The sequence below is a fragment of the Paracoccaceae bacterium genome, from assembly GCA_033344815.1.
In the GTDB taxonomy this organism is placed as follows: Bacteria; Pseudomonadota; Alphaproteobacteria; order Rhodobacterales; family Rhodobacteraceae; genus Roseobacter.
This window is the reverse complement of the sequence record JAWPMR010000001.1, coordinates 2,513,624-2,526,342: the sequence shown is the minus strand read 5'-3', so window position 1 is coordinate 2,526,342 and position 12,719 is coordinate 2,513,624. Positions and strand designations below refer to the sequence as shown.

At 48.6% G+C, this 12,719-nt stretch carries 13 protein-coding genes; 10 read left to right on the top strand and 3 right to left on the bottom strand.

The features are described from left to right. Positions 1-5: 5 nt before the first annotated feature. From R8G34_11730 to fliF, 3 genes are read right to left on the bottom strand one after another with little or no spacing between them, the layout of a single operon-like run. A complete protein-coding gene (locus tag R8G34_11730; GenBank protein ID MDW3223531.1) occupies positions 6-299 on the bottom strand; it encodes a FliM/FliN family flagellar motor C-terminal domain-containing protein in 294 nt (97 codons plus the stop codon). Then, positions 292-891, bottom strand: a complete 600-nt coding sequence (locus tag R8G34_11725; GenBank protein MDW3223530.1) for an ABC transporter ATP-binding protein — start codon at positions 889-891, stop codon at positions 292-294. Before R8G34_11725 ends, R8G34_11730 begins: the two co-directional genes overlap by 8 nt. Then, a complete protein-coding gene (gene fliF / locus R8G34_11720; protein ID MDW3223529.1) occupies positions 891-2,540 on the bottom strand; it encodes a flagellar basal-body MS-ring/collar protein FliF in 1,650 nt (549 codons plus the stop codon). Before fliF ends, R8G34_11725 begins: the two co-directional genes overlap by 1 nt. A 98-nt stretch (positions 2,541-2,638) precedes the next feature. Between fliF and R8G34_11715 the strand changes: the two genes are divergently transcribed. The 10 genes from R8G34_11715 (at position 2,639) to R8G34_11670 (ending at position 12,536) form a co-directional block, all read left to right on the top strand. Then, positions 2,639-3,124 (top strand): flagellar basal body-associated FliL family protein, encoded by a 486-nt coding sequence (locus R8G34_11715; GenBank protein ID MDW3223528.1) that lies wholly within the window; start codon positions 2,639-2,641, stop codon positions 3,122-3,124. A gap of 9 nt (positions 3,125-3,133) precedes the next feature. Next, on the top strand, positions 3,134-3,523 hold the full coding sequence (locus R8G34_11710; protein MDW3223527.1) for a hypothetical protein: 390 nt from the start codon (positions 3,134-3,136) through the stop codon (positions 3,521-3,523). Then, entirely contained in the window at positions 3,520-4,134 is a 615-nt protein-coding gene (locus tag R8G34_11705; GenBank protein MDW3223526.1) for a hypothetical protein, read from the top strand. The genes R8G34_11710 and R8G34_11705 overlap by 4 nt, the downstream gene beginning before the upstream one ends. Before the next feature lie 66 nt (positions 4,135-4,200). Further along, positions 4,201-5,070, top strand: a complete 870-nt coding sequence (gene motA, locus R8G34_11700) for a flagellar motor stator protein MotA (protein ID MDW3223525.1) — start codon at positions 4,201-4,203, stop codon at positions 5,068-5,070. After that, entirely contained in the window at positions 5,067-7,328 is a 2,262-nt protein-coding gene (locus R8G34_11695; GenBank protein MDW3223524.1) for a hypothetical protein, read from the top strand. The genes motA and R8G34_11695 overlap by 4 nt, the downstream gene beginning before the upstream one ends. 103 nt (positions 7,329-7,431) lie before the next feature. Further along, positions 7,432-8,142, top strand: a complete 711-nt coding sequence (locus R8G34_11690) for a hypothetical protein (protein MDW3223523.1) — start codon at positions 7,432-7,434, stop codon at positions 8,140-8,142. 5 nt (positions 8,143-8,147) lie between these two features. Continuing rightward, positions 8,148-10,232 (top strand): flagellar biosynthesis protein FlhA, encoded by a 2,085-nt coding sequence (gene flhA / locus R8G34_11685; protein MDW3223522.1) that lies wholly within the window; start codon positions 8,148-8,150, stop codon positions 10,230-10,232. After that, positions 10,229-10,999, top strand: coding sequence for a flagellar biosynthetic protein FliR (locus tag R8G34_11680; protein ID MDW3223521.1), 771 nt, complete (start codon positions 10,229-10,231; stop codon positions 10,997-10,999). The genes flhA and R8G34_11680 overlap by 4 nt, the downstream gene beginning before the upstream one ends. Next, entirely contained in the window at positions 10,996-12,072 is a 1,077-nt protein-coding gene (locus R8G34_11675) for a flagellar type III secretion system protein FlhB (protein ID MDW3223520.1), read from the top strand. The genes R8G34_11680 and R8G34_11675 overlap by 4 nt, the downstream gene beginning before the upstream one ends. Continuing rightward, the gene (locus R8G34_11670) at positions 12,072-12,536 is read left to right on the top strand and encodes a hypothetical protein (protein MDW3223519.1); all 465 of its coding nucleotides are present in this window, start codon (positions 12,072-12,074) and stop codon (positions 12,534-12,536) included. Before R8G34_11675 ends, R8G34_11670 begins: the two co-directional genes overlap by 1 nt. Positions 12,537-12,719: the final 183 nt, after the last annotated feature.

The window sequence follows — 12,719 nt, the reverse complement described above, 5'->3', positions numbered from 1 at the left end:
TTTGATCAGAGGCTCGCTTGCAGATCAACGATCTCTGTAAGACGAACGACTAGTTGTTTGTTTTTCTCGTCTTCGCTTTCTTCTAACACGCCGCGGGCAATTAACCTATCGCCAACATAAAGATCCACAGGGTCATCCACAGACCTGTCCAGTGGCAAAACAGCATTCTCACCCAGAGAAATCAGGTCCCTTATTAGGGGTCTCGCCTTGCCAACGCACACAGTCAATTCAATTGGAACTGATGTGAAAGGGTTGGCTCGATCTTTTGCGGGTTTCAAGTCGTTAGTTGTATCATTCATTTGTTTGGTCCTGTTTGGCTTCATGGAAAAATGCGGTCAAAGCTTCGGAAACCCCGAGGACTACTGAATCAACGTCAATACTTTTTTCATCCGAACCGATGCGAACATACGCTTGGCCCTGGCCGAGGGAGTGCTCTGCTATGATTTCAAATGCCTCAGTCAGGCCACTTTTGCCAAGCTCTTTGACTGTTTCGACATTTTCTGGTGCAACGACTATTTCGATGAGCTGGCCAGCTTCGGCTTTCACCATGTTATTCAGTTCGGATGCTATGTGCGCTCCAACAGCTTGACGGGTAACGGCAGGCAAAAGCCTATCCACGATTTGCGTCATCATTGGTTCTATTGAAAGCGTGAGTTTTGAAAGAGCTTCATGGTAGGTAAAAGACATGTCCTGCAGGTTTTGACCAAATTCTGTGCTGACTTTCATTGTAGCGTCGGTTTGGGCCTTCACTGCGTCGTCCCATCCAGCTTGATAACCTTCTTCGAATGACTGCAATTTTTGGTCTTCTATTCCCTCGGCAAGCAAACTTTCGTTGGTCGCCGGTTCTTCCTTAACGTCGCCGAAATTTCGGTATCTATGAGCTAAGGACATCAGACTTTTTCCTCCTTGTCTTCAAGCCAACCGCGCAAAATTTCAACTGTTTCTTCTTGACGTTCACCAATCATATTGCGCAATCGATCCACTGGATCGTCGGAAACACCACCAGCCATATTCAGATCAGGCAACCCACCCATCTCATCGCCGCCAAAGCCAGAAATTATTGGCAACTCCGGCATATCGAAATCTTCTGGAGTAACTTCGCCTGTCAGACCCGCTTCCTCTGTGTTTGGATCGCCGGATTCTAGCAACGCGGGTGCAGATGTTTCGGCTATCTGTTCTGGTTTCATGAGCAACGGTCGTACCACGAACAAACCCAGAATTAGTGTGACGGCGGCGAGTACTGCCATTTGAATTGCGGACATCAGATCAATACTGAGTACATCAAAAAATGATGTGCTCGCGGCGGTGCCTTGTGGAGAAACGCTTTGAAGCGCCATCGATTTTATCGTGATGATGTCACCCCGCGCCTCGTCAAAACCAACTGCGGATGAAACGAGGTCTCTTAGTGCTTCCAGTTCAGCTTCCTCTCGAGGCGCGAACGTCTGATCACCATTTTCTGAAGTAATTTGTGCTTCATTTACCAACACGGCGACAGTCAGCCGTTTTATCGCCCCAGGACTACGCAATATTTCGCGTTCTGTTTCTGACACCTCGTAATTAATTCGCTCACGGCTTTCACTATTTTGAGAGGATGAATTTTCCCCCGCACCGCCTTCTTCGTCAGGAAGGTTCGAGGCAACGGTTACATCCCCTCCTCCAGCTTCATTAGATGAGTTGGTTCTTTCTTCGGTGTCAGTGCTGATCGCAACGCGACTTTCGGGATCAAAGGAACGCTCTCTGATGGCTTCGCTTTCATTCACCGTGTCTACGCTGACCTCAACGACTGCATTGCCAAATCCGACTCTTGCTTCCAAAAGCCTCTGAACTTTGTCTTTGAGGAGCTGCGCCTTGTCATCGCCTCCATTGGATGGCGCCGCCTCATCGGAAGCACCAACTAATGAACCATTTGCATCAATTACGGCGACATCTTCTGATGCCAAACCTGCTACGGCGGAAGACACCAGAAATCGGATTGCTTTAGCTTGCTGACTTGTAATTGCCGGTCCCGATGGGGTCACGGCTACGGAAGCTTTTGGTGTTACGCCGCGTTGAAACGGGTTTGAACCGGTACTGGCGATATGTACTCTGGCCATGGAAATATGTGGACTGGATACAATCGTTCGGGCCAGTTCGCCCTCTTTTGCACGCCAATACGCGGCGTCAAACATCTGAGAAGTGGTCCCGAAACCCGACAATGTGTCGAGCAGTTCGTAGCCGCGATTCGAATTCTCCGGAAGGCCTTCGCTGGCCAGAGTCATCCTCAATTGATCTCTGTCTTTCGAGGACACAAAAATGGACCCGCCACGCACTTCAAACATGGCCCCACGTTGCTCCAGTGAACGCACAACATCTCCAGCGGCACCGTTTTCCAAACCTGAATAAAGCAGTGTCATGGACGGTGCCGAAGCCATTCTGGTCATCGCCAGGATTCCAAAAAACATCGCACCGGTAGCTACAATCACAATGATTTGTCGGCGCAGTTCTAGGCCGGTCCACGCGTTTAACAATTGCTGCACAATCACCTCCGTCAAACCGAACATTCTATTCGGTGATGGCAACAGCAATGAACGAACTGGCTTAACAATCGGTTAGTGCAATCGCGTCTATAAGAAATTTCACAACAGCAGATGGAAAAAGCATGGCGGACGCATCGGCAATCGAACCAACAGACGAACCAAAATCGTCTAAAATGCCCTTAATTGTTGGGATTGTACTGCTTCTGCTAGGGGCTGGTGCAGGATTCTACACGACGTGGAGTGGCATGATTTTGAGCAGCGAATCGGTTGATGTGGCAGACGTCGAAGAAGAAAGAGACCCCCAGGCGATAACTACTTTTATCCCGCTTGAACCGATTACAGTTTCTCTTCCACAACACAGTCAGCAAAAGCACTTGCGGTTTCGCGCTCAGCTAGAGGTATCGCCTGAGCATGCCGCAGAAGTAGAGCAAAACATACCTAGAGTAGTTGATGTTCTGAACACTTATTTGCGAGCAATAGAAGTGAGAGACATTCAGGATCCATCTTCTTTGGCACGCCTTCGCGCACAAATGCTGCGCCGCGTACAGGTCGCAACAGGCCGCAATCATGTCAATGATCTTCTCATCATGGAATTTGTACTGAACTAGGAGGGTCAAATGGACCTTATTGCAGATATATTTTTGGCTGCTGGAGCCTTGGGCGCAGGTGTTTACTGCTTCGTCTTGGGTCGCCGGTTGAACCGATTTAACGATCTTGAGAAAGGAGTCGGCGGCGCCGTAGCAGTCCTTTCGGCGCAAGTCGATGATCTAACAAAAACGTTGTCGTCCGCCCAAAATACTGCGGCAGGTTCCGCAGAGACTCTGACAAGTCTTACGGACAGGGCAGAAGATATGTCGCGGAAACTTGAGCTACAAATGGCGTCATTGCACGACATTCCGGAACAAGTTTCGGTTGAAACGGCACCAGAACGCGCGGCTTCGACTCCTCCACCTACAACAAGTGAACCGATGTTTGTTCGACACCGGACTGCGGAGACACACCAATGAAAACCAAAAGAGCTTTTCTGGCGCGAAACGGTCGCGGTTCTATCATCCTAATAGCGGGATTGCTGGTCGGTTCCGCTGTTGTTCGCATCGGTGCTGGCGCTGGTCAGGCCGTAGCAACAGAAAATCCATTGTTGCCTGCCGCTGATACACAAATGGCTCCCACTGATTCAGAGACAGCCATTTCTCTGTCGGGTGATGATAGAACAAAAATGTCTAAAATGCTGATCTCTTTTCAAGAACGCGAAGCGAGGCTCGTCAAAAAAGAAGAACAGATTGCTATGCGCATGAAGGCTTTGAGTGTCGCTGATGAACAAATCGAGAAAAGGCTTGTCATATTGGAGGACGCTGAAAGCTCCCTTAGAGGCTTGCTCGCTTTAGCAAACACTGCTGCCGAAGATGACCTGGCCAGACTAACAACAGTGTATGAAAATATGAAACCGAAAGAAGCAGCACCGCTTTTTGAGCAAATGGAACCCGCATTTGCGGCTGGTTTCTTGGGACGTATGAAACCTGATGCTGCAGCGGGAATCTTGGCAGGCCTTTCACCTCAGGTCGCCTATTCAATTAGCGTTATTTTGGCCGGCCGAAATGCGGACGTTCCGAAAGGCTAGTAGTTGCTGATGTTTTTTTAACCTCCTTTTGCGAACATGCGGATGTAATTTGAACCGGGGAAAAACATGATCGGATTCGTTGGAATAATTGTCGTGTTTGTTATGGTGTTCGGTGGCTATCTTGCTGCGGGTGGCAAAATGGGCATCATCATCAAGGCCTTACCTTTTGAAATGACTATGATAGGTGGTGCTGCCGTCGGCGCATTTCTCATAAGCAACAGTATGTCGGCCGTTAAGCAAACAGCTAAAGACATGGGCCGAGTGTTCAAAGGTCCAAAGTGGGCGCACGATGACTATCGCGATTTGCTATGTCTGCTCTTTGAACTGATCCGTCTTGCCAGGCAAAATCCGGTTTCCATTGAAGAACATATCGAAGCACCACAAGATTCTGATATATTTACCAAATATCCTAAAATTCTGAATGATGGGGAAGCTGTAGCGCTCATCTGCGATACGATGCGATCTGCTTCTATGAATTACGACGATCCTCATCAAGTTGAAGAAGTCTTGGAGAAACGCATGGAAGCAAACATGCATCACGCACTTCATTCAAGTCATGCCCTCCAGACAGTAGCAGATGGTTTGCCTGCTCTAGGTATTGTGGCCGCTGTTTTGGGCATTATCAAGACGATGGGTTCTATCGACCAGCCGCCTGAAGTGCTTGGAAAACTCATCGGCGGTGCTTTGGTGGGAACTTTCCTAGGCGTGTTTTTAGCGTACGGATTTGTTGGCCCGTTTGCTGCAAAAGTAAAAACGGTAACCGAAGAAGATGGCCATTTCTATCAACTGATACGAGAAGTTTTGGTTGCTAACCTCCACGCGCATGCAACGAACATTTGTATTGAAGTCGGTCGTCAAAATACGCCTTCTCATTGTCGTCCCAGTTTTTCGGAGCTGGAAGAGGCTCTAAAGTCGGTAAAACAGGCTGCCGCATGAAGAAGCAGTTCATAGTTTTTTGGCTCTTGGCTTGTGTGGTGAGCAATTTTGCACTAGCTGATCCAATCAGCGTAAGATCTGGTGATCATACCGGCTTCACAAGATTGGTTATGCGGCTTCCTTCGGAAGTGCAGTGGGAAGTCTCTGGTCAACCCGGTAGCCAAGTGATTTCGTTTTTAGGCCATGAAGACGGCTTCGATATCAGCCGCGTTTTTAACCTGATACCGAGAGACTACCTAAAAGAAATAAAAACGTATCCCTCACGTCTCGAATTAGAACTTTCGTGTGATTGTGATACGAAATTCTTCGTCGAAAAAGGCAGTTTTCTGGTTATCGATATTCTGGACGGCCCGCCTTTATCAAAAAATGCGCTTACCACACAGGGCTCTTACAAGAGCCTCAAGGCGCAATCAAATTTTGCTTTTGGTGAATTGCTTTGGCCAAGCGCGACCAGCGATGACGACCAGTTTCTTTTGACGCAAGAGCAACAAAGCCCTGAGTCAGAAAGTGGCTCCGCTCCGGTTTCAAGTTTATCTTCTCAGGAAATCGGCACCGTAGAAACTACCCGTCAAGAATTGTTGAGAAGTGTTGTAGACGCAACTTCGCGCGGTTTGGTTGAGCCATCAGTACCGAGCCTAGATGCGGCGGTAAAACAAGAAATGCCTGAGCCAGGAATCGTTATTTTTGATTCATCTGATCAGATGGTTTCGCCCACATTTAACGAAATCGTTAATCTGAGGATTACAAATAGTCGTGATGTTCCCCGGCGGGTCGACACAGTCGACCTGACGACATCCGGGGTTGTTTGCGCAGACCCTATCTCGGTCAATGTTCCGAATTGGGGCGATGAGACCAAATTCCACAGCCAAATCTCCTTGCTTAGGCAGTCTCTGTTTTCCGAACTTGGCCGGTTGGACGAAAAAGTAGCCATTGACTTAGCCCGAGCATACATTTTTTTCGGTTTTGGTGTAGAAGCGAAGCAAACGTTGCGGTTGTCCGACAAATTAGTTTTGGAAAACCCTGAACTTATGGACTTAGCGGATATAGTAGACATTGGATTCGTCCGAAATCCGCGGATTGTTCATCATTTTGCTGACTGCGCGTCTGATTTAGCCTTGTGGGGCATCCTCGCTGCGAGAACCTTCTCCAAGGATCAAGTTGCGGACGATCGCGCAGCGCTTCGCGCGCTTGTAAAACTGCCTCCACAATTGAGAGACTATCTTGCACCAATTTTAAGCAAGCGACTCGCGGAAATTGGAAAGACAGAGGCGGCGTCGGTTGCTCTTCGCCGGGTCAATCTGGATGCCAATCAAAGTGCACCAAGCACCGAACTAGCCTCTGCCTATATTCAACAAAATTCTAGCAATAATGCATCTGCGGCTAGGATTTTGTCTAACGTTTCAAACGCAAACAGTATCGATTCACCGGAAGCTTTACTTTTGTACGTTGAAAACAGACTGGCTGACCTGACACCTATCGACCCAGATACCTCTCTCTTGATAGAAGCGTATGCTTTCGAACTTCAAGACAGTAGAATTGCGCCCGAGTTGTCACGCGCGCACGCGATCGCTTCTGCGTTGTCCGGACAATTTAAAAAGGCCTTTGATGTTATCGAGAAAGATCAATTCTATCAGAACGCGGAGTCGTTAGATGATTTGCGATCGTCTGTCTTCTCCGTCTTGGCAAAAAATGCTAGCGATGTAGAATTTTTGGATATCGCGTTCGGCTATTTCCCAGAGAATAGCAGGTCAATTCGGCCGTTATCCGCTTTGGCTATTGCAAAGAGAATGAACTCGCTGGGTTTTGCGAGTGCAGCAGCAGACATATTGGCGGACATAGATAACACTGAGAGAAACTTGCAAGCTATACTTTTAGAAGCTGAGGTCTTACTCGCCTTGGACAAGCCAACAGAGGCGCTGGAGATACTGCAATCTACCCTTGGGCAAGAAGCAGACTTAATTCGCGCGCAAGCACTCTTTAGGATTGGGGAAAACGCCCGTGCAATCCAGCTTTTTCAGGCTGCGAACATGTCGGAAACGGCGAAACGTGCTGCTTGGCTATCTGATGATTGGGTGGAACTGGTTTCACAACAGTCTAATACATTCGAAGACATACGCGAACTGGCAAATGGCTCTGTGGATCCAGTAATAATTGAGGATGGAATGATCTCTGCAACCCAGAATGCTTTGGATGAAAGCGCTTCAGCAAGAACCATAGTCGCTGACCTTCTAAGAGATTTGGTAGTCACTTCACAATGAACCGTTGATAAAGAAATTTTATTTTGAGAATAGTAGTTACTCAAAATAAACCTTGATCGGATAACTTCAAATGACTGTAGAAAACAGTTGATGAAGGTTTTGAATGCCGTTTTGTAGAGCAATTGATCTGGCCGCATTATTCTTCATAGCTGTGCTCTTCCTACTTTTTGGTGCTGTTAGACTACACGCTACACCTTCAAGTGGAAATGTGTGTGATCAAGCCGCTGTGATTGCCTCGCACGAAACAAGTGTTCCACTTTCGGTGTTGCTGGCTGTTACCCGAACAGAAACCGGGCGATCACTCGGCGCCGGCTTGGAGCCGTGGCCTTGGTCAATTAATGTAGGCGGTCAAGGAGCTTGGCTTTCTAGCCGATCTGAAGCCGAAAGGGTTGCAAAAGAAAAGGTTAGCGATGGAATTAGGAATATTGATATAGGGTGTTTCCAATTGAACTATCGTTGGCATGGAGACGCCTTTTCTTCAATTTCTGACATGTTCGACCCCTTTACAAACGCTAAGTACGCGGCAGAGTTTTTGTCGCAACTTTTCCTAGAAGAGGGTGATTGGACAGATGCCGTTGGCGCATTCCATTCTAGAACGACCGAAATCTCAGAGCGGTACAAAAGTAAATATTCTGCTATATACGCAAATCTTCAGAATGAGTTGCCGTCGTTTGTGCAAAAAGGCGCGCGCATTCAAGAAGCAAACCAGTTCCCTCTTTTACAACAATCTAGCGTGCGGCCAGTGCGTGGGTCGTTGGTCCCATTAAACGATAATTTAAACAGGCGCAGCCTCGTCTCAAGAAGTGGAAATTAAAGGGAATGCAGAAGATTGCTATAAACGCGTTTTTCAATCCAACGATTATGCTTGCGGTTGCATTGATGGCCGTAATTGTGATGATGATTTTGCCTATGCCATCTTGGATTTTGGACATTGGGTTGGCGGCTTCGTTCGCCTTAGCAATTCTGATTTTTACGATTACTTTGTTTATCGAACGCCCATTGGACTTTTCGGCATTTCCAACGATCCTACTGGCATCATTGATGCTGCGGCTTTCGTTAAATGTTTCATCAACCAAACTCATTATTGGCCAGGGTCATACCGGAACTGATGCGGCCGGCGGTGTTATCGAGGGCTTCGCTCAGTTTGTAATGGGAGGAAGCGTTTTTCTTGGCCTAGTGGTCTTCTGCGTACTTCTGATCGTTAACTTTATGGTCATTACCAAGGGCGCGACCAGAATGGCCGAGGTTGGAGCTCGATTTGCTTTGGACGGAATGCCCGGTAAACAACTCGCAATTGATAGTGACATGTCGGCCGGAGCCATCACGCATGCAGAAGCAAAAGAACGGCGTGAGAGAGAGCAACAAGAAACTACGTTTTTTGGGTCATTGGATGGTGCGTCGAAATTTGTAAAAGGCGATGCGGTCGCTGGACTTTTGATCACGTTGCTTAACTTGGTTGCAGGGCTAATCATGGGCGTTGCAGTTCATAGTATGCCATTGGGACAGGCTTTTGAAACTTACGCAATGCTGACAGTTGGAGATGGCCTTGTTTCGCAGATCCCGGCCGTGGTTATCTCCATTGCGTCAGCCCTGCTTTTAGCACGAGGCGGCGCACAGGGTGCTACAGACTTGGCGGTGTTTAGTCAGCTAGGTAAGCACCCTTCCGCACTAGCAACCGTGTCTGGGTTAATGATTTTGTTTGCCCTGTTCCCTGGTTTGCCATTTGCGCCCTTTTTGTTTGGTGGTGCAGTATTGGGTTTCGTCGCCTTTCTGGTGCATAAAAAAGTTAAGACGAAGATGGTCAAAAAGATTGAAGATGATGTCACTACCGATCTTCCAAAAGAAAAGTCTCTGGGAGACATCTTGGAACTCGATGACATCCATGTAGAATTCGCGCCTGATTTGGTCAACATGGTGCTAGATCCGGGAACAGGTTTGGATGCCCGAATATCGAATATGCGAACGCATGTCGCTTCAGTCTTTGGCTTGATCCTTCCGGAGATTCGCTTGACGGACAACGCAGTTTTGCCGGTTGGGACCTATGTAATTCGAATTCAGGGCGTGGAACAGGCGCGCGCACAACTCAACCCGGATCAAATACTCGCCCTTGTTCCGGAGGACTCCATGTCTCTACCAGGTGGTGTCGATACTACTGAACCCGTGTACGGCGCTCCCGCGAGATGGATTAACAATCGGGATCAGGAACGTGCCGCTCTTGATGGGCTGACGTTGGTGACTCCCGCGGAAATCCTAGCCACGCACTTGCTGGAGACTGTCAAACGCAACTTCAGTCGCCTGCTGTCACTCAAGTCGCTACGGCGTTTGCTTTCCGAAATGGTGAACGTTTCTGAACCGGCGCGCGCTGAAGCCAACCGAAAACTGCTGGATGAAATGATCCCGGACAAGGTACCGATTGACGTTTTGCATGCTGTATTGCGTTTGCTTTTGGACGAACAGGTTTCTATCAGGAATTTACCCCTTATCTTAGAAGCAACAGCGGAAGCACGGGCGCACAATGCGCAACCTGAGGCCATCTGTGAGCACGTCCGCCAGCGTCTTGGGTTTCAATTGATTGCAGATATGAAGCGCGAGGATGGAACACTCCCCCTCATTCAGTTGGCACCTGAGTGGGAAGACACGTTCAATACCTACCAAGTCGAAGCTGATCGAGGCTTGGACATTGCGTTGCCACCTGACCTTTTCAATTTGTTGGCTGAAAATATGTCAGAAAAACTGCTCGCTGCAAATCAGGATGGGATTAATGCGGCCATTGTGACCAATACGCGCCGGCGGCGTTTCTTGCGGACTGTGATGCGAGCAAAAGGAATTTCTAACCCTGTTCTTTCCTTTGAAGAAATAGGCTTGGACGCGCGCCCATCCCTCGTCGGTGTCGTTGCTGCATGACAGCACTGGCTGAACTAGCCCCATTGCTGAACAGCGCAATTTGGCATGGCTTTTTAGTCTTTCTGCGCGTTGCTGCACTGGCCTCCATGCTACCAGCATTTGGCGAACAGTCAGTTCCGGTCCGCATAAAACTTGCGGTAGCTTTGGCATTTACGATCATCGTTACGCCAGCTGTGCCAAATGTGGGTTTCCCGCAAGGAACCGGTGACCTGTCAATTTTGATCTTTACAGAAGTAGTGTCGGGTTTGGCGATTGGGATCGGGATCAGATTGTTCGTTCTGGCGCTTCAGACTGCGGGCACAATTGCTGCTAACGCAACTTCGCTTTCTCAGGTTTTTGGAGGCTCTGGAGTCGATCCGATGCCGGCAATGGGTTACATTTTGATTGTTGGTGGCCTCGCTCTGGCAGTGATGACCGGCCTACATGTCAAGGCTGCGCAACTGGTAATCTTGTCTTATGAATTCATGCCGATGGGTCGATTTACGCAAGCCTCCGTCCTCACCGATTGGGGCGTCGCACAAGTCGCTCGCGCATTCACATTGGCGTTCACGCTTGCTGCGCCGTTCGTTATTCTCTCAGTTCTCTATAATTTCGCTCTTGGTGCTATAAACAAAGCAATGCCGCAGTTGATGGTCGCTTTTGTTGGTGCTCCATTGATCACAGCGGGTGGTCTCTTCTTGTTGCTGATGTCGGCTCCATTGATACTCTCAGTCTGGGTAGATGCGATGGATGTTTTCCTGAGAAATCCATTTGGGACAACGCCGTGAGCGAGGAAGGTGACAAGACATACGATGCCACGCCTCAGAAGCTTCTTGAAGCTCGTAAGAAAGGTGAGTTTGCTCGCTCGACTGAACTGCTGACGGCATGCGCGTACTCTGGTCTGCTGATAGCTTTTTTGGTTGCGGGCAGTAGCGGATTGACCCTGCTGGGCACCTCAATGATGGTGCTGATTGAACAATCAGCGCAGTTGGCTCCCTTATTCTTTGATGGTGCTGCCGCTGCGCCGACTCAAGGGCTAATTCGCGCTGTTGCCTGGTCTATTTCGCCGCTGTTTCTTTTGCCTTCACTGGCCGTTATCCTTTGTTTGCTCGCGCTGAAGGGTATCGTCTTTGCGCCAAATAAAATCGCGCCTAAAATATCGAAAATTTCAATAATTTCAAATGCCAAGAACAAATATGGTCGTACCGGCCTTTTCCAGTTTGCCGTAAGTTTTTCAAAGCTATTGATTTATTCTGCGTGCCTCGCCTTATTCATAAATGCTCGCCTTGACGAGATGGTCGCTGTCCTGCAGACCAATCCGCGCATTGTCGTTACTTTGCTTGCAGAGATCTGCCTCAAGTTTCTTTTGGTGGTAGTTGTTGTTTCTGGCGTGATTGGTTTCATCGATGCCATTTGGCAGCATTTTGAGCACCTGAGAAAAAACATGATGTCTCGCAAAGAAATCATGGATGAGACAAAAAACAACGAAGGCGACCCTCATATGAAGCAAGAGCGCCGACAGCGCGCTCATGCTATCGCCAGCGCTCAAATGATGTCTGAAGTACATTCGGCGGATGTCATTATCGTCAATCCTACACATTACGCAGTTGCGCTCAAATGGGATCGAAAACCTGGTCAAGCGCCTGTATGTGTGGCCAAAGGTTTGGATGAAATAGCATTGCGTATCAGAGAAATTGCAAATGAAAGTGACGTACCAATCCATAGCGATCCGCCAACGGCACGCGCGATCCACGCGACTACGGACATTGGCGAACAGATTTCGCCTGACCACTATCGTGCCGTAGCGGCCGCTATTCGGTTTGCCGAAACAATGCGTAACAAAGCAAAGGGTAGAATCTGATGAATCTGAAAGACTTAAAGGAAATCAGCGCGCTTGTTGAAGCAAAGTATGAAGTCAGGCGACAAGCTTTTCAAACTATAGTTGCGAAAGAAAACGACCTGCGCTCTGAATTACGACGCATTGATATACAGGCTCAAACTGCCCGCCAATCAGTAGTCCCATCCATGCAATCAATTGGTGCCGATGTCATTTGGAAGCGATGGGTGGGCAGAGCAAAGGCTTCCCTGAATACCAAATTGGCGTTGGTTTTGGCAGAAAAGGAACAGCATATTCGTCAAGTTCGGCAAGCATATGGAAAAGTCATTGCTGCAGAACGTCTGATTGAAGACCTGTCGGACCGGGACAGGAAAGCGCTCAACGATTTAGCGCTGGGGGAAGCAATCGAGTCCCAAATCTTTTCCCAACGACAGAGTTTGGACACTTTCAATACCGAAGTGCTCGCTGACGTAAGGGTCAAACGTTAAGGTCGACTGCCTGACGAGAGAAGTGATCTGCGATGAAGAAACGAAAGATCCATTCTCCTGAGTTCAAAGCCCAAGTTTCACTTGAAGCGTTTCGCGAGGAGATAAGCCTGACGGAGTAGCCCACGCAATACGGTGTTCACCCAACCCGGATTGGCACTTGGAAACGTGCGGCCTGCTCGTCGT